Here is a 21,501-nt window from a genome sequence, read left to right on the forward strand (position 1 = left end):
TAGCGGCGTAATAACGGACGCTAACCAGAAAGCTTGTTTGCTTAATTTGCATACTTAGTTTTGTATACAGAGGTTTGTATAATTTGTATAAATAGTCGCTTAACTTGCCTATGTCTATAGACAAATTAAGCTTAGAGTATGAAGGCATAGGTCGATAAAAATAGTTATTTAATCATTGGTAGCTTTAAGCCGTAGTCTTTGGCAGTTTTGATGGCAAGCTCATAGCCGGCATCTGCATGACGCATGACACCTGAGCCGCAATCATTGACCAAGACGCGTGCCAGACGTTTGGCAGCGGCATCAGTACCATCAGCAACAATCACCATGCCAGAGTGCTGTGAGTAACCCATACCCACGCCGCCGCCATGATGTAGTGATACCCAAGTAGCGCCGCCAGCCACGTTTAGCATACCGTTAAGTAGCGCCCAGTCTGATACCGCATCACTGCCATCTTTCATGCTTTCTGTCTCACGGTTTGGACTGGCCACAGAGCCGGTATCTAAGTGGTCACGGCCAATGACGATGGGGCCTTTTAACTCACCATTTTTGACCATCTCATTAAAGGCAAGGCCGGCTTTATCACGCTCACCTAAGCCAAGCCAGCAAATACGGGCGGGCAGGCCTTGGAACTTAATACGCTCATTGGCCATATCTAACCAGTTATGCACGTGTTTGTTCTCTGGGAACAGCTCTTTGATTTTTTGATCTGTTTTGTAGATGTCTTCTGGGTCACCAGATAAGGCTACCCAGCGAAAAGGTCCCTTACCTTGGCAGAATAACGGACGCACATACGCAGGTACGAAGCCTGGGAAGTTAAAGGCATCTTTGACGCCCTCATCAAAGGCAACTTGGCGAATGTTGTTGCCGTAGTCGGTCGCAGGGATCCCCATTTGTTGGAAATCAAGTATGGCCTGCACATGAATCGCACAAGACTCTGCTGCTGCTTTGGCCAATCTTGGGTGCTGCGTGTCATCGGCTGCAGCGGCTTTCCACTCATCTACTGTCCAGCCTGCTGGCAAGTAACCATTAATTAAATCATGTGCTGAGGTTTGGTCAGTGACCAAATCTGGTTTAATCTCGCCATCTTTAGCACGTTTTACCATCTCAGGTAGGATTTCGGCAGCGTTACCAAGTAGTGCAATAGAAACTGCATCACCGGCTGCGGTGTGCTTTTTGATGAGCTCGTAAGCGTCATCTAAATCTTTGGCCTGCATATCGACGTAGCCGGTACGCAGACGAAAATCAATGCTGGTTTGTTGACATTCGATGTTTAGAGATACTGCGCCAGCAAAAGTGGCTGCCAGTGGCTGAGCGCCGCCCATACCGCCAAGACCAGCGGTCAAAATCCAGCGACCTTTCCAGTTATCTGGACTTGCAGTTTGTGCACCTGAGCCATAATGCTGACGACCGGCTTCAGCAAAGGTCTCATAAGTGCCTTGGACAATGCCTTGGGTGCCGATATAAATCCAGCTGCCTGCAGTCATCTGCCCGTACATCATCAAGTCTTTACGGTCAAGCTCATTGAAGTGCTCCCAAGTTGCCCATTTAGGCACTAGGTTTGAGTTGGCAATCAATACACGAGGCGCGTCTTCATGAGTCTGGAACACACCGACTGGTTTGCCGGATTGAACCAATAAGGTTTGATCATCTTCAAGCTGTTTTAGAGACTCTAAAATTTGATCGTAGCATTCCCAGTTACGCGCAGCACGGCCAATACCGCCATATACCACCAAACTTTTTGGGTTTTCGGCAACATCGGGGTGCAAGTTGTTTTGAATCATGCGAAACGGTGCTTCGGTCAGCCAGCTTTTGCAGCTTAACGTTGATCCGGTAGGGGAGGCAATTTCACGGCTTTCGTCAGTGCGGGTAAATTTATAGTCAGTCATGGTCAGTCCTTTGGTTCTGGAACAATAGATTTTAGATTTTGTATATACAAATTATCAGGAAGGAAAACAGGATGCAAGTTTTTTTTATGGCCAATTTAAGAGTGCCTTTATTTTTATAGTAAAATTTTTTATAACTAAGTTTGTTGTGATTGGCTAAATTGTATTATTATCGCTATATCAATGTTTATGGATGTTCACTCATTGTGATGAGTATTCTTTACTTTCCTTAATAAATAAGTCTTTTATCATGTCAAAAAAGAAAACAATGGTGCCAAAGTCTAATTCAAGAGCGAAGCCTGCCTATCAGCGTATTAAAGACAGCATTTTAAAAAATATTCATTCGGGAAAATGGCAGGCAGGAGAAGCCATTCCGACGGAACACGCTTTAGCAGATAAATTTTCTGTATCACGAATGACTGTCAATCGTGCGTTAAAGGAGCTTAGTGAGGAGCGAGTATTACATCGCAGGCAAGGTTCGGGCACCTTTGTGGCGCAGCAGCAATACAACCATACGGTGGTAGAAGTGCGCAATATCGCCGCTGATATTAAAGCCACAGGCAAGCAGTATAGTGCGCAAGTCATCAGTCAGCGCCGGGTCGCTGCCAGTGAAGTCAGTCCGCGAATCTTGGCATTATTAACCCAGCCGATGCTGGATATCTCTCCGACACCGACCACAGGTCTTGAGCGGCGAGAGGACACCGATCTTATTGATGAGGTAAAGCTGGTACATATCGCCAATGGTAAGCCGCTACAATACGAGGAGCGCTGGGTAGATGCCTCATTAGTGCCGCAATTTATCGAGCAAGACTTCAGTGTGGTCAATACCAGCGACTATCTGATACAGCAGGCTCCACTACAAGGGGGTAGCTATACCATTCGTGCGGTGGCGGCGCCCAAGCCGGTGGCTAAGGCTCTAGATTTGGCAGTGGGTGCCCCTGCATTATTGCTCAGTCGTCAGACTTTCTCAGCCGGCCGCGTGGTTACCTTTGTTAATATGTGGCATGCCGGTGACAGTTATCAGATCTCTGGCACCTTGTAGCTACTTTAGCGTTTGGCTTTGCTGACATTTATATCTGCCAGTGTCAGCTCTTTTAAGCCAAAATAAGTAACGCTTCGGCTGACTTTGACCTTGTGGGTAATCGGGTTAAGGTCGGCCTTTTTTAGTCAAATAAAGCCGTTACTAACCTGTCTATTGGGTTGTAAAAAGTCTGAGGCATAAATAATTTAGCGATACATATAGTCAAAGAGCATATAGTTATGCAATAATAGTATATAAAATTATATAATATATTTCTGTGTAACCTGAGTGGGTTGTATATAATACTTCTTTGATTGGTCTACGAAGGAGATATTAACTGTGTCAAATGCAATCGAACATGAGGCATCCAAACAAGATGACCGTACCAACGTGCTTAACCTAGATACAGGCAAATTAGATATAGCAGCGCTCAAGGCTTCAGCGACCAAAGCCTCAGCCTTACTTAAGTCGTTATCGCATTCAGATCGCTTATTGTTGTTGTGTCAGTTGGTGGAATCAGAAGCTTGTGTGCGTGACTTAGAGCAGGCAACGGGTATTAAGCAGCCAAGTCTTTCACAGCAATTGGGTGTATTACGTGATAACGGATTGGTGAGTACCCGCCGTGAGGGTAGGCAGATTTTTTATAGTATTGCCAGTGAGGATGCGCTGGCCGTCATGCAAGTCTTGTATCAGCGCTTTTGTGCCAAATAAGCACAGCAATGTGCAGATTAAAGCGATATTTTAACGCAAGATATGTCAGTCAAAGCAGTCACCTATACACAACTCAAGCGCACGACTTTAGGAGTATCACATAAAATGCACACGTGGATAGATATGGCAAACTTTACGCCGTGGAGCGCCTTGATTGGCGGTATTATGATTGGTCTAGCAGCGTCTATTCTGATTGTCGGTATTGGTAAAATCATGGGTATGAGCGGTATTTTAAAAAGCAGCCTAGTGAGCTTACCTCGCTTTAGCTGGCAGTTGATGTTTGTCATTGGGATGGCTATTACCACTTGGGTTTATAGCTTATTGGTTGGATTTCCAGAGCTTGAGATGGGGCAGCCGCTTTGGAAGATTATAGTAGCAGGATTATTGGTTGGCTTTGGTACACGTCTGGGCTCAGGCTGTACCAGTGGTCATGGTATCTGCGGTATTTCACGTCTGTCAGGTCGCTCAATTACCGCAACCGTTTTGTTTTTATTCAGCGGTATTGTCACAGCCACTTTATTTGCGATGGTGTAGCTAAGACTTTTATTCCCATTGTAAAACCTATCTGTATCTATGTATCTATGTATCGAGATAATACTATGAGCACATCAAATAAAACCAATCCAATGACGTTAATTATCAGCCTATTATCGGGCGCTGTATTTACCGTCGGCCTTATTGTGTCGGGCATGGTTAATCCAGAGAAGGTGCTTGGGTTCTTACGCCTATTTCATGGCTGGGATCCGTCACTCGGTCTGGTGATGGGCGGTGGTATTGCCGTTGCCATGCCGACTTTCTTTTATGTCAAATCACGTATTGCTAAAGGTGAGAGGGCGCTCGATAAAGGCAATTTTGATTTACCTACGGCGACCAAGATTACACCGCAACTGGCTATTGGTAGTCTTATTTTTGGTATCGGCTGGGGTATGCTTGGATTTTGTCCTGCACCTGTATTGGTGACGGCATTTGCAGGTTATATTGAGTCGATGATTTTTGTGGTCGCGATGCTGGCAGGTTTTTGGTTACATGCGAAGTTAATTAAAAGCTAGGTGCTAATCAAGTGGTCGTCAATTTTCCAACTACAGGCAGCACTTGAATGGTTCTGATAGGGTATGCCCTATTAGTTAATCATCACTCTGAATAAAAAATATTTACGAATATATTGTTTATGGCTACCCCCCAGTAATAGCATTTTTGAGAATAGATTATGATCTTTACGTTCTGCTATTTTAAACTTCCTGACTCTGAGAGTTTGCATGCAACAATTCTTCCTAACAGAATAGAAGATGATATGGAAAGTTTAATTGCATCATATTTAGTAGACAATGGAGGGGCTTCTCTAAAATCACATATTGAATATTTGAAAGGATGCTTGAGAGCGCTAGAAAGCCCTTCGACGTATGAGGCTGATATAAGTAGTAATTCTTATTCTGCTGAAATACGTAACGATGGGGTGAGATTAAGTTTTTTATATGATGAATTTCAGAGTATTAAAGTAAGTCGTACTAAACTGCAAGACATTACGAAGGCTTGGATTTTATTTTTAGAAAGAGAGCCTATAGCAGGGTATATAGAAACTATGCGTATTGTTTAAAACTGTTATATCTAACAATTATTAAATTGTTTTGAGCAAGCGAAGCTAAATATGACTTATGCTTTCAACCCTATAATTATCAGATAGATGCTTGTATAGCACTCCAAACCCGAATAGGATATTCAGATAAATCCTAAAAAAATGTAGTCATTCTTAAGCTGGAGGGAGTGCTTTCAATTACATTATTATTTTTTGGGATGAATATCCATGTATCAAAACTTACAGCTGTAACATCATCAAAAACCTTTACTATACTTCCAACAGTCGTCTCTATAATCGGGTGTGCTGCATCATTCCAGATAACAAAACAACTATCTGATAAGGTAAGGTTTATTTGATTGCTAATCTCTTCTATACAGCTTAATAACACTTTTTTCTCAACCTTGTTCCAGTCGATTCCTCCGCTACCACTAGTTCGTATCGGAAATGAGCTAACAAACTGATCCATTACTTTCCTAGACTCATCATCTGCTAACACTCTAACTTCTTTAAGAGCATCTAAAGCTTCGTCGAATAAAACACTCATACAAGTGACCTGTTAAATTGTTTAAGATAATTAAGAGTAATTAGATTAAATCTTGAAAAGCTCGCTTTATGTACATCATCAAGTACACTGCAATTATTTAGATAACTCAAGCCATTGGTTCTACTACCCTACAGCCTAATATTCAAGTCCTCACTAGGGACTTAAATCTTCACTAAGTACACTAAGACTATCTTATTAAAACCATTGTAGCTATTAGCTTAACTTATACCATATTCAAGATAGCATTTTAGTACAAACCTTTAAGCTCAGCTCATCATCAATTTGCGGTTAACTTGATTGTCCCGTATAATACGACTCACTTTATCAACCCACGCCATGATACACGTGTGTATTTGGCCACAACCTACGGAGGAATCAGTATGTATTTGTTTCAAAAAACTGTGTTACAGATGACGCAAAACACAATGAGTGATGACCTCGGTACGGTTGTTGTTAGCTTGAGCTAAGCTTATCCTACCTCGATCATTTCTCTAGGCCAACTACTGGTCACATTTCAATTTGCATTGTCTTAACTCATTGACCATTAGGTTAGTGGGCTTTTTGCGTTTGTTATTTAGCACAGTCTCACCCTCTTTATTGTGACTTACGTTACGCAAAGCACAGTATTTAATATTTAGAGGCGACTGGGTGTATTTTGTGAAGCCTCTGGAACTACCGTACAGCAAGCGAACAAATAATACCCAGTCGCGATAACGCTTAATACAAAAAACATATTCAAAACGCATAAGTTTGGTTGAACAAGTCTATGGCTCTAAACCGCTTATTCGACTAAAAATAAAGGTAATAACAAAATGGGCATACAGCTAATTTTGAATGAAAACAGTAAAAAGGGTGTACCCGTTAAGGTATATACCCAAGATATCGCACAAGAGGCGATACAGCAATTACGTAATATGGCGCAGCTAGAATTTGTGCATTCACACATTGCAGTGATGCCAGATGTACACGTGGGCAAAGGCGCAACGGTGGGCAGCGTGATTCCGACCAAATCCGCCATTATCCCTGCAGCAGTGGGTGTCGATATCGGCTGTGGTATGAATGCGGTGCGTACTTCGCTAACTGCCAGAGACTTGCCAGACAGTCTAAGAGCGGTGCGCTCAGCGATTGAGAAGCAAGTGCCGGTTGGCTTTAATATGCACAATCAAATCACAGCCAAAGCCTCAACCCTTGATCCGTTAGGTAAACGCTTAAAGCCAATTACCGATAAGCACCCGGGGTTGCTTAAAATGCTCAAGGGTTTTGAGCGGACTTGGGCCAAACAGCTGGGTACACTTGGCGGTGGTAACCACTTTATCGAGATTTGTCTTGATGAAAACAACGATGTGTGGGTGATGCTGCACTCAGGTAGCCGAGGTATTGGTAACTGTATCGGCCGCTATTTTATTAATTTGGCCAAAAAAGAGCATCAATCACGCTTTGGTCATGTGCCTGACAAAGATTTGTCTTATTTTGCTGAAGGTTCAAGCAGCTTTGATGACTATGTCGAAGCGGTGCAGTGGGCGCAGGATTATGCGGTACAAAACCGTAAAGAGATGATGCGCTTGGTGTTAAATGCGATGCAGTCGAAGCAGGCAGGATTACCGCCCTTTACCCTGACCAAAGAAGCCATTAACTGTCACCACAACTATGTGGAGCAAGAGACGCATTTTGGCGAAAACGTCTATGTCACTCGCAAAGGCGCTATCAGTGCTTACGAGGGTGAGCTGGGTATTATTCCAGGCTCTATGGGTGCTAAGTCGTTTATTGTGCGTGGTCTTGGTAATGAAGAGTCGTTTTGCTCATGCTCACATGGGGCAGGGCGTAAGATGAGTCGAACCAAAGCGTCTAAAACCTTCACCGTTGATGAGCTTAAAGCGCAAACTGACGGCGTTGAATGCAAAAAAGACAAAAGCGTACTCGATGAAATACCGGGTGCTTACAAAGACATCGATGAGGTAATGGACAATCAAAAAGATTTGGTTGAAGTGGTGCATACGCTAAAGCAGGTACTTTGTGTGAAGGGATAGTTATTCATACTCTTTCATCCTGCTACGTTGTCAATCTCGCTTGAAGTACTCGGCGTACATCAGCACTCGATTTCCTCGTAGCAGAATAAAATAGTAGCGAATAAGCCTCTATAAAAAGGAGTAGCCTCTTCCATTACAAAAAGGAAGTTAGGAGGGGTTGAAGGCTTTTTTAAAGTTAGTCAGAAAAAGTAAGCAAAATAGGTCGCTCAACATATTAAGGAGAATAAAAATGTCATCAACTAAAAAACAAAACAACCAACCAAATAAAAAATTAGAAGATTTAGGACAAAACTATGAGCTTAAAACAAACCTTAAAGCTGGCGAAACAGCTAGAGAGTCAAACCAAAAAGAGTGAGGGTAGCCTGAATAATGCGGCGAACCTGAGCGCTCTAAAAGACGCCACCAAACCACGTAATCATGCTGCGTTTAACCCGCTACTTAAAAAAGGCGGCGTGCATGAAAAAGACAATATCGAAGCGGTGCGTAAGAAAAAGCGCCGTGAGACCAAGAAAATTCTGCGTCAAAAGGATTGGTTGTCAGAAATATAAAGGGTTTGGTTTAAACTGTCTTAGAAGGAGCCCATTCTATGGATATAGGATGGGTGTTGATCACATAGTAGTTTATTGCACAGACTGTAGATGATGTTACTGTTTATAATATGTATTCTAAATTAAATCACAATAAGGACAACACAATAAAATGGATGAATATCACCCGACGAAACTTACGCAGCCTCAGCAACATTTTTTAAATCAATACTTATCAACATTAACCAGTGAAGAAAGAAAAAATATTCCCAATTTAGATGATATTCCTGCTGAGCATTTCTGTGCTGATGAGGTTAATGCTAATGAGTGCGCTAGACTGGTTGAGCTAGGTATCAAAACAGCTTCCTGTAGCTTAAAAGATGGATGGGACTATGACAGTGAACCTTTGCCTAACATTGGTTCACTAACGATTGTAACAGACTGGGAGGGCAGACCCATTTGTATCACCCAATTGACCGATATCAGGATTGAGAAGTTTAAAGACGTTACTGAGGATTTCGCTCAAGCTGAGGGGGAGGGAGATGGTACTTATGATTGGTGGCGAGATGCGCATATCTCGTTTTTTACTGACTACGCACAATCAGTTGATAGTCATTTTACACAAGATTCTGATTTGGTGTTAGAGCGGTTTAAAAAGGTCTATCCCTTATGATATCTATCTATGTAAATGTTATTTGAATGTAGCTAACAGTTTAAAAAGTCTAATTTAGTCCCATTAAATAATCAGCATTATTTGCCTAATAATCTAAAAGGTTATTTAATAAGTAACTTCCTCAGTTAGTATCTCATACTGCCACTAAGGAGCCTCATGAGCCTATTTTTCGAAAAACTCGTCAATCCATTTCCCAAAATTGATAATCAAACCCCGCCAAATACCTTGTGGGGCTTTATTCGTTATCATAATCAGGGGTATGGCTGGGTATTTCTTGCATTAGGTGTATTAGAGGCACTGTCGGCAATGAGTGAAATTGCCATTTATGCCTTTATGGGGCAATTGGTTGATTTGCTCAGTGAGCATGACAAAGCGACCTTTTTGCAAAGTGAGATGCCAACCTTATTGGGTTATTCAGCCTTGCTGCTCATAGCCATGCCACTCATTAACTATCTGCGCACCTCGCTTAGAAGCCGCACTTTAAATGGTAACTTGCCAATGAGTGTGCGCTGGCGCTCGCACCGCTACTTGCTCAATCAAGGCATGTCATTCTTCCAAGATGAGTTTGCAGGGCGGGCGGCGACCAAGGTGATGCAAAGCAGTATGGCGGTGCGTGAAGTGACCTTGATTTCGGTATCTGTGATGGTTTACGTACTGGTTTATTTCGGCAGTATGCTATACGTATTAACCAATCTAAATACCTGGTTTTTGGTGCCGATGCTGGTGTGGCTGGGTATTTATACCGCGCTGCAATTTTATTTTAATCCTAAAGTGCGTCAGTACTCACAAGCGCAGTCTGATGCCCGCTCGACCATGACTGGCCGTATTGTGGATGCCTATACCAATATTAATACCGTCAAGCTGTTTGCCCATACTGACAGCGAAGCAGAATATGCGCGCGATAGTATGGATACCTATTTGCAGACGGTGTATAAGCAAATGGGCACGTTATCAACCTTGATGATAACCATGACCATTTTGAACTATATCCTTATTTTTGCGACCAGTGCGCTGAGTATCTATCTGTGGCTGCATGACTTAGTTGGCCTTGGTGCGATTGCGGTTGCGGTGTCTATGGCGCTGCGCCTGCTGGGTATGTCACGCTGGGTGATGTTTGAGCTGACTGACTTGTTTGAAAGCTTAGGGACAGTGCGTGATGGGATGAGTTTGCTCACCAAACCCTTGACCCTAACTGATAAAGCAGATGCTCAGCCGTTAGCGGTACAAGGCGCACAAGTTGATTTTAATAACGTCCGATTTAGCTATCACAGAGCAGGCATTAATGATGGCGACAGTGAGGCCGATAAAGAATTAAGTATATTCAAAGATTTGGATTTGCACATCAAGCCAGGCGAGCGTATTGGTCTGGTCGGTCGCTCGGGTGCGGGCAAGTCAACCTTGGTGAATTTGCTGCTGCGGTTTTATGATGTGCAAGGCGGTAGCATCTGTATCGACGGGCAGGATATCAGCAAAGTGGCGCAAGAAAGCTTGCGCGAACACATTGCGATGGTGACGCAAGATACCTCGCTATTGCACCGCACCGTTCGTGAAAACATCATCTATGGTAAGCCCGATGCCACAGAAGAGGAGCTTGAGCGTGCCATTAAGCAAGCCAATGCCGATGAGTTTATTGATTCATTGGTAGATTTAAAAGGCAATACGGGGCTTGATGCGCAAGTGGGTGAGCGCGGTGTGAAGCTCTCAGGCGGTCAGCGTCAGCGTATCGCCATTGCCCGTGTGCTATTAAAAGATGCACCGATTTTAATTCTGGATGAGGCAACCTCAGCACTTGATAGTGAGGTCGAAGCGGCGATTCAAGAAAGCTTAGATAATCTGATGCAAAATAAAACAGTAATTGCCATTGCCCATAGATTGTCGACCATTGCATCGATGGATAGACTGGTAGTGATGGATCAAGGGCGCATTATCGAGCAGGGCACGCACCAAGAGCTGCTTGCAAAACAGGGTGTTTATGCCAGCTTGTGGGAGCGTCAAACCGGCGGCTTTTTAACCGATGAATAAAGAGGCTGACTGACGGCGAGTAAGTGATGAGTGCAAAGCGCTCACAAGCTTGGTATGACAGGTTAACCCAGCGTTCAGATGTGCACCTTAAAGTGCCATCTAAGTGGGTGTATCATCGATGGGTATTGCCAAGACCCTGTAAATCCTGCTATAACACTTTGGTGTCATTGCCCTTCAATTTTTAAATCTAAGGATAATCTATGCCAAGCGTGAACCAGTATTTTGATAATAAAGTTACTTCAATTGCCTTCCAAACCGCAACCAAGCCAGCAACTGTGGGTGTAATGGAAATCGGTGAGTATGAGTTTGGTACCAGCGAATTTGAAACCATGACAGTCGTCAGCGGTGCATTAACCGTGAAGCTGCCAGGCTCAGATGAGTTTGCGACTTATGATGCCGGTCAAAGCTTTACCATTGATGCCAATCAGAAGTTTCAGGTAAAAGTTGCGGTTGAGAGCGCTTATCTGTGTACTTATGGCAAATAAGAAGCCGCGGTAACTAAAGATAAAAAAAGATAAAAATAGCAAAGCAGCAGACCTAAGTTTGCTGCTTTTTTGTTTGGTATGTATCAGGCATATTCACTGCTTTGTATTAATGATACATTTTGTATTGAAATAAAAAGGTAAATCGGTTAATAATAGACAGGTTAATAGGATGTTAACTTAACTCTTATCCCCCAGCGCCCAATATAGGGCATGCTAGAAGATGCTAAAGGAATAGCGACATGTCACTTACTACCACCACATCACTGAACTCTATCAGTTACGCTGAATTTTATCAGCAGTTTGACCAACAAGACCTACTAAAACAAATATTCCAAGATCATCCTGAGGACGCGCTGAATGCTTATTTGGCATGCTGCGGCAGGCATGTGCGTAATGGCTTAGGTGATAAAGTGGCCTTGGTACATGAAGATACTAAGCAAAAAATTACTCAGCTTAGCTTCAATGAGCTAGATCAAAGAAGCGCCCAAGTGGCCAACTTGCTCAAAGCCTATGGCGTCAAAGCTGGTGATAGAGTAGCGACCATGCTACCGCGCACCCCAGAGCTGCTTATTGTGGTGTTGGCCACCTGGCGTGTCGGGGCAATTTATCAGCCTCTATTCACCGCCTTTGGAGTGGAGTCTATCGCTTATCGACTCGATAAAGCGGACACCAAGGTGGTATTTACCAATTTGGACAACCGCTCAAAATTTGATGAGATTGAAAACTTGCCTACGATGGTGTTGATTGAAGCGCAAGCCGCCGCGGATGCTAGTGGTTACAGCGATGATATCTTTGCCAAAGCCGAGCAGTATTCTGAGGTGTGTGAGCCGGTACTACTGACCCCCGATGCGCCATTTTTACAAATGTTTACCTCAGGTACTGTGGGCAAGTCAAAAGGTGTTAGTGTGCCTTTGGCCGCTTTGCCAACTTTTTATCTGTACATGCGCTATGCCATTGACCTGCAACAAACAGATCACTACTGGAACATGGCCGATCCTGGCTGGGCTTATGGCTTGTATTATGCCATTACTGGTCCGTTATTGATGGGCATTACCACTTACTTTAATGAGATGGGTTTTGATGCCCAGAACACCCTTGATTTCCTAGTCCGACATAAAATTAGCAACATAGCTTCCTCGCCAACTGCATTTAGAATGATGAAATCCAGTGGGGTCTTTGAAGGTGTGGCGGACCAATTGTCGTTACGTGTGGCCAATTCAGCAGGTGAGACACTCAATACCGAAGTGGTGGGCTGGGTGAGCGAAAACCTAGGCTGCAAGGTCTGCGATCAATATGGTCAGACTGAGACGGGTATGACCTGCTGCATGCATCATGCGTTGCAGCATGAGGCGCCCACAGGCAGCATGGGAATGCCACTACCAGGACATAAACTGGTGGTATTAGATGCCGATATGCAACCGGTAGAAGATGGGGTGCAAGGGCAATTGGCAGTAGTGGTTAGTCAGTCGCCAGCCTTTTATTTTAATGGCTACAGCTGGAATGAAAAACAGGCCTTTTTCGATGACTATTATTTGACTGGTGATGTGGTTGAGCGTCATCAAGATGGCACGTTCTGGTTTGCCGGTCGTGATGATGATATTATCATTACCGCAGGCTACCGCATTGGGCCCACCGATGTGGAAAACTGTGTGATGGAGCATGAAGCTGTGGCAGAATCGGCTGCTGTGGGGGTTCCGGATGAGATGCGTGGCCATGTCATCAAATCTTATGTGGTGTTAAAAGAGGGCATTGATGGCTCAGAAGATTTGGTCAATCAAATAAAGTCTTTGGTACAAAAGCGGCTGTCAGCTCATGCTTATCCGCGTTATGTGGAGTTTGTGACGGCATTGCCGAAAACACCCAGTGGCAAAATACAGCGTTTTTTATTGCGTCAATCAAATTGATAAATATGACTAAACCTGTTTAAATAAATGCTAAAGTTGTTTGACTGTTTGTTCGAGTAATAACTCATAATTTAACCATAAAAAAGGATTTTAAATGAAGATTGCATCACAAGCTTTTATCGTAACCGGCGGCGCTTCAGGATTGGGTGCGGCCACCACACGTGAATTGGTCCAACGCGGTGCCAAAGTGGTTGTTGCAGATCTAAATGCACAAGCCGGTGAGGCACTGGTTAGCGAGCTTGGTGACAGTGTGCGCTTTGTGGCCTGTGATATTACAAAAAGTGAAGATGTGGAGCATGCCGTACAGACTGCCGAAAAAGAGTTTGGCGGGCTAGCTGGCAGTATCAACTGTGCTGGTATCGCTATCGTTCAAAAGCTGCTTGATCGTGATAATAACCCTGCTGACCTTGAGCAGTTTAACAAAGGGGTTCAGGTCAATTTGATCGGTAGCTTTAATGTGGCGCGCTTAGTGGCAGCAAGTATTGCCAAACGTGTGGCGGCCAGCGGCGGTCCTAACAATGAAGATCAAGGTATTATTATCAATACCGCATCTATCGCCGCCTTTGATGGCCAAGTGGGACAAGGCAGCTATGCCTCCTCAAAATCTGGGGTAGTGGGCTTGACCCTGCCTTTGGCACGTGAGCTGACTCGCCATGGTATTCGTGTGATGACCATTGCACCAGGTATTTTTGAAACCCCCATGATGGCAGGTTTACCAGAAAAGGCGCAAGAGCAGCTTAAAGCAAGCGTACCTTATCCCAAACGTTTGGGCATGCCTGCTGAGTACGCCAATTTGGTCGCTCATATTATTGAAAATGCCTACCTTAATGGTGAGGTAATTCGTCTTGATGGTGCCATTCGTATGACCTAGTTTTTCTTTATTTTCTTTCAAGCTTCTATAGTTTTAATGTCTTAGTGCTTATGCTGAGTATTAAAGCATGTTGCTAAGCTGCATTCTTAACGGGTGCAGCTTTTTTTATTTACACTGAGTAACAGTTTTATAGCGGCTCACTACTGTTTTAGAGGCTGTAAGCTATTTAGAATAAACGATACCCTGACTAAAAATTTCATCAATAATGATTTGACTATTTAACCATTACAATAAGAAGAAATTAGGGATTAATAATTAGCCATAAACCGTTAGGAGCCATTAATGACCACATCGCGTTTACCGAGCACAAATGCTGCGTCCAATATAGGACAGACAGATTTGCGCCATGATTATCAAGCACTGGCAGCACGTGCCCGCCTTCGTTATGTGAGCGATGAGCAGCCTGGCTTCACTCGCAAACGCTGGGGCAAAGGCTTTACTTATAAAGATGCGCTGGGCAATACGGTAAAAGACCCATCACTACGCAGCCGTTTTGATGCTTTGGCCATCCCGCCCATGTGGTCTGAGGTGTGGATTTGTGAGTATGAGGATGGGCACCTGCAATGTACAGGCCGTGACGAGAAAGGTCGTAAACAGTATTTATATCACGAGCAGTGGAATCAGGTACGCGATATGGCCAAGTTTGATGCGGTAATGGGATTTGGTGACGTGCTGCCTAAGCTGCGCGCACAAGTTGAGCAAGATCTTGCGGCGCCAGCGCTTAGCCGTGCTAACGTATTGGCGGCGGTAGTAAAACTACTTGAAACCACCTTAATTCGTATCGGCAATGACCGCTATGCTAAGCAAAACAACAGCTATGGTCTGAGCACTTTGCGCAGCCGTCATGTCACTGAGACTGAGGAGGGGCTTGCTTTTGACTTTGTCGGAAAAAGCTCTAAAGCGCATCATATTGAGCTGCAAGATGAGCGTTTAGTTGACATTGTTCAGGCGTGTTCTGATTTACCAGGCTATCGCATTTTTAAATATATCGATGAAGCTGGTGAGAAGCAGGTGGTCGAGAGCGGTGATATCAATGAGTATCTGCGTACCCATACTGGTTATGAGTATAGCGCTAAAGACTTCCGCACTTGGATGGCGACGGTGCTGGCGGCCGCTTATCTATATGAGTATGCCGATGATGAGGTGCTGGCAAGTGAGCCTGACAGTAAGCTGCGTCAACAATTGGTGGTTGATATGGTTAAAGAGGTGGCGCGTAATTTGGGCAATACGCCAAGTGTCTCGCGCACCTCTTATATTCATCCCAAAATTATTGAGCGCTTTTTACAAGACAGCTTTATGGACGCTTATAAGCAGGGGCGGCGTGGCCGTAGCAAAAAATATCAATCGCTTGATGAAAAAGCAGTGTTGGCATTGTTAACCACAAACGAGTAATCTATCTCACTTTAATCTTGAATAGTTAGGCGTTTATAGATCAGCGCAGTACATCTTCTTTTAATGGCATTAATTTTTTAGACACTCGACCATGACTCGCTTTATTTTTGTCCCTGCGACATCGACTTCCACGTATCCGGCTTTAAGCGAAGAGCTTGAGGCGGCATCTGTGTGGCTACAGACCGTGTCGGCGGGCGACTGGGCTTGGCTTGGGGTCGCTATTCATATCACCCTAACGGTGTTTATGATCGTGCGTATCTTATCTACTCAGCGCAATAATGGGATTGCCATTGCGTGGTTGGTATTGTTATTTGCCATCCCTTTTTTGAGTATTATTGCTTATGTCTTGGTGGGTGAACCCTATTTGGGAAAAAGCTATAAATCACGTAACTCACAAGCCCAAAAAATGCTAAAGGCTGTCGCCAAACGTGAAGCGATTCAGTTGGCCAAAGTCGATGATACTTTGCCGCAGCGCTATCAAGGAGTCAGTCGTATTGGTACTTTTGATACTGGATTTGGGGTGTATGATAAGCACAAGATGCAGCTACTGACCTCAGCACAGGCCACGTTTGAGTCGCTAATTTCTGATATTAATCATGCCACCACCTTAATTTTGATGGAGTTTTATATCATTTATCCCAAAGGCCGGGTCCAAGAGGTCTTTGAGGCTTTAATTGCCGCAGCACAAAGAGGCGTGGAGTGTCAGATATTAGCAGATAGTGTGGGCAGTTTTAGCTTCTTTACTGATGACTGGCATAAGCGGCTAACGCAAGCAGGTGTGACCATCCATCAGTCGCTGCCAGTGGGGTTATTTAAGACCTTATTTAAACGTACGGACCTACGCAATCACCGCAAGATTGTGGTTATAGATGATGATATTGGCTATACCGGTAGCTTCAACTTGGTTGATCCTGAGTTTTTTAAACAAGACAAGGCGGTAGGTCAGTGGATTGACTTAATTATGCGCATTGAAAGTGAGAAACCGGTAAGTGTGGTGACCGCTTTGGCCGCAGTGAATGTGACTGATATTGGTGCTGAGAGCCTAACTAATTTAAAAGAGCTTGGCTTGCGCATTGATAACAATATTAATATTTATACACGCAAACTGTATCGTCCCAAGCCGGCCATTAATGATATAAATGATAAGGCATCGGGTTATCTATCGCGGCAAATCGCCTCTTTTAACTTAAGTGATGAATATGGTCATGACTTTAAGGCCTCTGATCAAAAAGTACAGGAGGGGGCAGACGAGAGGTTGCCGCAGAAGCTGGCAGGCTATATGCAGCAAATTGCCAACTTGCCAGCAATAGATAATGTCATGGCGCAGCTCATTCCTTCAGCGCCGCGCATTACAGAGCATGTGATTTATAACACCTTATTGACTGTGTTTCACCGTGCAGATCGACGCATTCAAATTACCACCCCCTATTTTGTCCCTGATGAGGCGCTGTTAGCGGCGTTAACTACCGCGGCAAAACGAGGCGTGGAGGTGACTTTAATTTTACCCAAAAAGGTCGACTCGTTTTTTGTGCAGCATGCCTCACAAGCGTCGTACTCTATTTTGATGGAGGCTGGGGTTAATATTGCCTTATTTAATGGCGGTTTGTTGCATGCAAAGACGGTGGTGATTGATGATGACTACTGCTTATTTGGCACCGTCAATATGGACATGCGCAGCTTTTATCTGAATATGGAGATTAGCTTAGCGCTTTATACCCCAAGTATTGTGGCACAAGTGGTGCGCTGCCAGCAGGCGTATTTGACCCAGTGTGAGATGCTGGATCTGGCACACTGGGAGAGCCGGCCGACTTATAAGCGTTTATTTGATTCGGGCATACGTTTGTTTAGCCCGTTATTGTAGATATATTATTGATAGCAATCGCTATTTTAAACATTTTAAATGGGGTAAAATAACGCCTATTTTTTCCGCCATTGGTTTTATTTCTTTTTATAAGGTGATATTGGGTCGATCATGCCAGACAAAAATGCCACAACCTCCTCTGAACCACCCTCCGCCTTAAACGCAACTGCTGGCCAAAATGGCCAGGCCTTATCGCCGCCTTGGTATTATACTTTAGTGATAAAGCTGTTAAAGCCGCTGTATAGGATAGCACTGTGGCGTCGGCATAATAAAGCCAATAAGACAGGTTTGCCTGTGGCTGATTACAAAAGTGAAATTGATGCTCGATATGGCCGCCGCTACCCGCTGCCGCCGCGTTTGGCCACTGCCACAGAGGTCAGTGAGCGCACTTCGGCCTTTTATAACACTCTGATTTGGTGTCATGCCGTGTCACTGGGTGAGACCAATACCATTGCGCCTATGCTCAAGCAGATGCTCAAACAAGGCGCAAGGCTATGGATTACCAATACCACACAGACTGGATTTGCTCGCACTGAGGCCTTGTTTGCTGAAGCAATAGCTGCCGGTCAAGTGGTGCACACTTTTGTGCCAGTAGATGACAAGGCTGTGATCCAAAAGTTTGTGGATAATGCCAAGCCAGATTTGGCCATGTTCGTTGAGACTGAGCTGTGGGCCAATATTTTAGCGGTTCTTAAGCAATCTAATATACCGTCAGTCTTAGTCAATGCCCGCTTATCCCAAAAATCTTATGACAACTATGCCAAACATGCTGCCGTTAGTAAGGGCATGGTCCACAACTTAACTATGATTATCGCCCAAGATGCCGACTCCGCTAAGCGCTTTCGTTATCTGGGTACTGATGTTGTTAAAATCCGCCGTGCCAACTCCTTAAAATGGTCGACCGGCTCCATGCAGCCAAAACCGCTAGATCAACTGCGCAGTGAATTTGCCGCAAATACTCAGGCTCTACAGCGGCCGATTTGGGTAGCCGGCAGTACGCATGATGGCGAGGAGACTGCCGTGCTTAATGCCCATAAGCAGCTATTGACTCAGCCGCATATGGAGAACGCTTTACTTATCTTAGTGCCGCGCCATCCTGAGCGCTTTGATGCCGTGGCTGAGCTGATTGAACAGACTGGACTTAACTACCGCAGGCGCAGTGAGCAGCAACTGATTGATGCCGATACTCAAGTGTATTTGGCTGATACCATGGGGGAGCTGGGTGACTGTTATGAGCTGTCTGATGTGGCCTTGGTTGGTGGCTCTTTGGTCAATATCGGTGGTCATAATCCGATTGAAGCGGCCAGTCTGGCCAAGCCCATTATCATGGGGCCTTATACCCAGTCGTGTCATGAATTGGTGAGTGAGTTAAGCGCAGCTGGCGCCCTAGTGGTGGTAGACGCCGCTGAAGGCCATGCCCAAAAGCGCAGTAATAAACAATCAGCGACTAAAGGCAGCGATGGGGGGCAAACACCGGCGCCGCAATCGACGCTGCTGCAAGCTGTGCTTCAGTGGCTAGCCTATCCTGAGCAAGCACAGCGGGCCGGCCAACTAGGCGCGCAGCTGGTGGCCAAAAAAAACGATGCCATGCAAAAGCAGCTAGCTATGATAGAGAGCTTATTGATTAAAAAGCAAATTGCCTTATCTGCTAAGCCAGATCCTAAACAAGAGCCGCTGGACCTTGATTACTTTAAAGTACGTACCCGCAGCGATAGCAGCGATGTGGACAGTGGCGAGCTATGAACCTAATTTTATTAGATCAAGCGGAGCCATCTAGCGCTCAGACCGTACTTTGTGATCCGGCTCAAATTCAGCACATACACCAAGTGCTACAGCTTGGTGTTGGTGATCACTTAAAGGTGGGGCAAAAGCACGGAAATATAGGGACAGCTGTCATTAACGAGGTGCGCTCTGATCAGATAATATTGACTGATATGGTGTTAACGACTGCGCCGCCGGCTAAGCTGGATTTGACTGTCATACTGGCGCTACCTCGGCCCAAAGTATTGCGCCGCCTGATTATGGATATGACGGCTATTGGTGTGCGAGATATTGTGCTGGTAAACAGCTATCGCACCGATAAAAGTTACTGGCAAAGCCCGATGTTAACTCGCCTAGATGAGTTTGTTCACGAGGGACTGCAGCAAGGGATGGACACGGTGCCACCCAATATTTATCTAAAAAAACGCTTTAAACCCTTTGTCGAAGACGAGCTGAGCCTTTGGGCACAAGCGCAGCAGGCAGTGGTGGCCCATCCTTATGCGGCGACAAGCTTTAGCGACTGGAGTGACCGCAATGGCTTGCCACAAATTTTGTGCATAGGTGCAGAAGGTGGCTGGATTGAATATGAAATTGAGCTGCTGCACAATAATGGCTGTCATAGCGTAAACTTAGGCGATCGCATCTTGCGTACCGAGGCAGCGGTCAATGCGTTATGTGGCCGCTACTTCTAAAGCCGTTGTCGCACATATATTTTTGATAGATAAACAGGTAAGCTGCTAGGCCTATTACAGGTTAAGTATTTTAACCTTGTTTTAAATCTTCACCCCACTGTCCAAAAAATCATAGGTCTTAGCCATGTTAAACCCTGTTCGTGCCAGCCTTCCTATTTTTGCCAAAGCAACCTTGGCGCTGATGGTAGCTGCGGTCAGCCTAACTGGGCTGGTAGGGTGCTCGAGCCGCTCAGACACAGATACTGCTCAAGATAAAAAAGAGCAGCCACTGATGAGCCAAGAGCGCTTTCAGGTAGGTACCGATCTTGATATGGCCATGCTCAAGCCGCTGAGCGATGCTTATAAACAAGAGACGGGCATTAGTATCGAGTGGGTGCCTGTGGATCGGCAAGTATTTACCATACATTTTGATGAAGAGCCGCCGTTACACTTCGATGTGCAGCTGCCCAAAGGGGTGGATATGCTAATGATGCACAGCGCTTATAGCTTAGCCGATGCCAATGCCAGTCATGTGCTGCAACCGGTGGGGTCAGAGAAGCTCACCACCCGAGTGCCGGCGCAATATAAAGACCCCCAAGGCCATTGGTTTGGGGTGGCCAAATATGCAAGAACCTTGGTGTATAACCGCAATAAGGTGAACGAGCCTGAGCTCATTAACTACGCTGGACTTGCCGCAAAAAAATGGTACGGCCGCTTGTGCATGACCGATATTTATAGCCCAGAAAACCAAGCCATTGCTAAAATGATGATGTCGTATCGGGGCACGAAGCTGACCCCAGAGATTTTGGCCAATTGGCAAACCAATATGGGCCGCCCCTCAGCCAGTAATGAGGACATCTTAAAAAATATAGAGCAAGGCCGCTGTGATGTGGGTATTGTCGACAGCGATGTGTTCTGGCACCATGCCAAAACCCATCCCGACACACCCATTCGCTTAATGTGGGCCAATCAAATTAACCGCGGCACCCTGACTAATACCATTAGTATCGGTATGATTGATGAGGGTGAAGAGGTGGGTCAGGCATTGAGATTTATGGAGTGGTTGGTCAGTGACCGCGGGCAAGCGTTATTGGCTTTTTATACCAGTGCCTTTCCTGTGGTGGATATCAAGGATGACAGTATAAATATGCAGGCGCTGCGTCCTGAGTGGACTGAGTTTGAACCAGACCTCACGGCGTTGCCGGACATTATTGCCAATCACAGCAAAATTGAGCCGCTTAAAATGGAGCCTGAGCCGGTGCTTGAAGATAAAGCCGGCGCTGCTGCTAGCACCAAAGACAATAGCGAGGCCGAAGCAGCGGTACAAAACGATTTAACCCAGGCTTCTAAACAGGCTGCCTTACAGCGTACACAGGCTGCCCAATCTGAGGCAGCAGGGGGTACTACGCCGCCTATAGTGATGCAAAATGTAGAGTAAAGCGGCTCAATGGGATAAGGTTTTAAATGAGATTGGTTAGTTATTGATAATTGTTACTATTTGTATTAAGATGCCAATCTGTGTTTAATTACAGGATTGTAACAAACACAGTTTAGACCAAACTAAAAATCAAT

The 21,501-nt window shown here is 45.0% G+C and carries 20 protein-coding genes; 18 read left to right on the forward strand and 2 right to left on the reverse strand.

Going from position 1 to position 21,501, the window contains the following annotated elements; translation table 11 throughout:
• Positions 1-164: 164 nt before the first annotated feature.
• Positions 165-1,886, reverse strand: a complete 1,722-nt coding sequence (gene hutU / locus MN210_RS04795) for a urocanate hydratase (RefSeq protein WP_241879371.1) — start codon at positions 1,884-1,886, stop codon at positions 165-167.
• A 247-nt stretch (positions 1,887-2,133) separates the two neighbouring features.
• Between hutU and MN210_RS04800 the strand changes: the two genes are divergently transcribed.
• From MN210_RS04800 to MN210_RS04820, 5 genes are all read left to right on the forward strand, one after another.
• Positions 2,134-2,925, forward strand: a complete 792-nt coding sequence (locus tag MN210_RS04800; protein ID WP_049750986.1) for a UTRA domain-containing protein — start codon at positions 2,134-2,136, stop codon at positions 2,923-2,925.
• A 318-nt stretch (positions 2,926-3,243) separates the two neighbouring features.
• Positions 3,244-3,615 carry a metalloregulator ArsR/SmtB family transcription factor gene (locus MN210_RS04805; protein ID WP_425605634.1) on the forward strand — a complete coding sequence of 124 codons (372 nt, stop codon included), beginning with the start codon at positions 3,244-3,246 and terminating at the stop codon, positions 3,613-3,615.
• 42 nt (positions 3,616-3,657) lie between these two features.
• Positions 3,658-4,149: a YeeE/YedE family protein gene (locus MN210_RS04810; RefSeq protein ID WP_425605635.1), complete on the forward strand. Its 492-nt coding sequence runs from the start codon at positions 3,658-3,660 to the stop codon at positions 4,147-4,149.
• 65 nt (positions 4,150-4,214) lie between these two features.
• Positions 4,215-4,664 carry a DUF6691 family protein gene (locus MN210_RS04815; RefSeq protein WP_241879373.1) on the forward strand — a complete coding sequence of 150 codons (450 nt, stop codon included), beginning with the start codon at positions 4,215-4,217 and terminating at the stop codon, positions 4,662-4,664.
• A gap of 242 nt (positions 4,665-4,906) precedes the next feature.
• Positions 4,907-5,209, forward strand: coding sequence for a hypothetical protein (locus MN210_RS04820; RefSeq protein ID WP_338412651.1), 303 nt, complete (start codon positions 4,907-4,909; stop codon positions 5,207-5,209).
• 133 nt (positions 5,210-5,342) lie between these two features.
• On the opposite strand, the gene MN210_RS04825 is transcribed toward MN210_RS04820, so the two are convergent.
• A complete protein-coding gene (locus MN210_RS04825; protein ID WP_338412652.1) occupies positions 5,343-5,735 on the reverse strand; it encodes a CDI toxin immunity protein in 393 nt (130 codons plus the stop codon).
• Between the two features lie 812 nt (positions 5,736-6,547).
• On the opposite strand from MN210_RS04825, the gene MN210_RS04830 reads away from it, so the two are divergent.
• The 13 genes from MN210_RS04830 (at position 6,548) to MN210_RS04890 (ending at position 21,367) form a co-directional block, all read left to right on the forward strand.
• Positions 6,548-7,762, forward strand: a complete 1,215-nt coding sequence (locus tag MN210_RS04830; RefSeq protein WP_338412653.1) for an RtcB family protein — start codon at positions 6,548-6,550, stop codon at positions 7,760-7,762.
• Between the two features lie 229 nt (positions 7,763-7,991).
• The gene (locus MN210_RS04835) at positions 7,992-8,117 is read left to right on the forward strand and encodes a hypothetical protein (protein WP_338412654.1); all 126 of its coding nucleotides are present in this window, start codon (positions 7,992-7,994) and stop codon (positions 8,115-8,117) included.
• Positions 8,080-8,310 carry a hypothetical protein gene (locus MN210_RS04840; RefSeq protein WP_338412824.1) on the forward strand — a complete coding sequence of 77 codons (231 nt, stop codon included), beginning with the start codon at positions 8,080-8,082 and terminating at the stop codon, positions 8,308-8,310. Before MN210_RS04835 ends, MN210_RS04840 begins: the two co-directional genes overlap by 38 nt.
• Before the next feature lie 151 nt (positions 8,311-8,461).
• Entirely contained in the window at positions 8,462-8,962 is a 501-nt protein-coding gene (locus MN210_RS04845; protein ID WP_338412655.1) for an ASCH domain-containing protein, read from the forward strand.
• 156 nt (positions 8,963-9,118) lie between these two features.
• Positions 9,119-10,984: an ABC transporter ATP-binding protein gene (locus tag MN210_RS04850; RefSeq protein WP_338412656.1), complete on the forward strand. Its 1,866-nt coding sequence runs from the start codon at positions 9,119-9,121 to the stop codon at positions 10,982-10,984.
• Between the two features lie 200 nt (positions 10,985-11,184).
• Entirely contained in the window at positions 11,185-11,469 is a 285-nt protein-coding gene (gene ppnP / locus MN210_RS04855) for a pyrimidine/purine nucleoside phosphorylase (protein WP_241879377.1), read from the forward strand.
• Between the two features lie 239 nt (positions 11,470-11,708).
• On the forward strand, positions 11,709-13,373 hold the full coding sequence (locus MN210_RS04860) for an AMP-binding protein (RefSeq protein ID WP_338412657.1): 1,665 nt from the start codon (positions 11,709-11,711) through the stop codon (positions 13,371-13,373).
• A gap of 94 nt (positions 13,374-13,467) precedes the next feature.
• Positions 13,468-14,244 (forward strand): SDR family NAD(P)-dependent oxidoreductase, encoded by a 777-nt coding sequence (locus MN210_RS04865; RefSeq protein WP_011960136.1) that lies wholly within the window; start codon positions 13,468-13,470, stop codon positions 14,242-14,244.
• A 282-nt stretch (positions 14,245-14,526) separates the two neighbouring features.
• The gene (locus MN210_RS04870; protein ID WP_241879378.1) at positions 14,527-15,636 is read left to right on the forward strand and encodes a DNA topoisomerase IB; all 1,110 of its coding nucleotides are present in this window, start codon (positions 14,527-14,529) and stop codon (positions 15,634-15,636) included.
• A gap of 91 nt (positions 15,637-15,727) precedes the next feature.
• Entirely contained in the window at positions 15,728-17,497 is a 1,770-nt protein-coding gene (locus tag MN210_RS04875) for a cardiolipin synthase (RefSeq protein WP_110816378.1), read from the forward strand.
• Between the two features lie 111 nt (positions 17,498-17,608).
• Complete coding sequence (locus MN210_RS04880; RefSeq protein ID WP_338412658.1) at positions 17,609-19,240, forward strand: 3-deoxy-D-manno-octulosonic acid transferase; 1,632 nt, start codon at positions 17,609-17,611, stop codon at positions 19,238-19,240.
• On the forward strand, positions 19,237-19,950 hold the full coding sequence (locus MN210_RS04885; protein ID WP_338412659.1) for a 16S rRNA (uracil(1498)-N(3))-methyltransferase: 714 nt from the start codon (positions 19,237-19,239) through the stop codon (positions 19,948-19,950). The genes MN210_RS04880 and MN210_RS04885 overlap by 4 nt, the downstream gene beginning before the upstream one ends.
• A gap of 124 nt (positions 19,951-20,074) precedes the next feature.
• A complete protein-coding gene (locus tag MN210_RS04890) occupies positions 20,075-21,367 on the forward strand; it encodes a type 2 periplasmic-binding domain-containing protein (protein WP_338412660.1) in 1,293 nt (430 codons plus the stop codon).
• Positions 21,368-21,501: the final 134 nt, after the last annotated feature.

This window comes from Psychrobacter raelei, assembly GCF_022631235.3.
GTDB classification, from domain to species: Bacteria; Pseudomonadota; Gammaproteobacteria; order Pseudomonadales; family Moraxellaceae; genus Psychrobacter; species Psychrobacter raelei.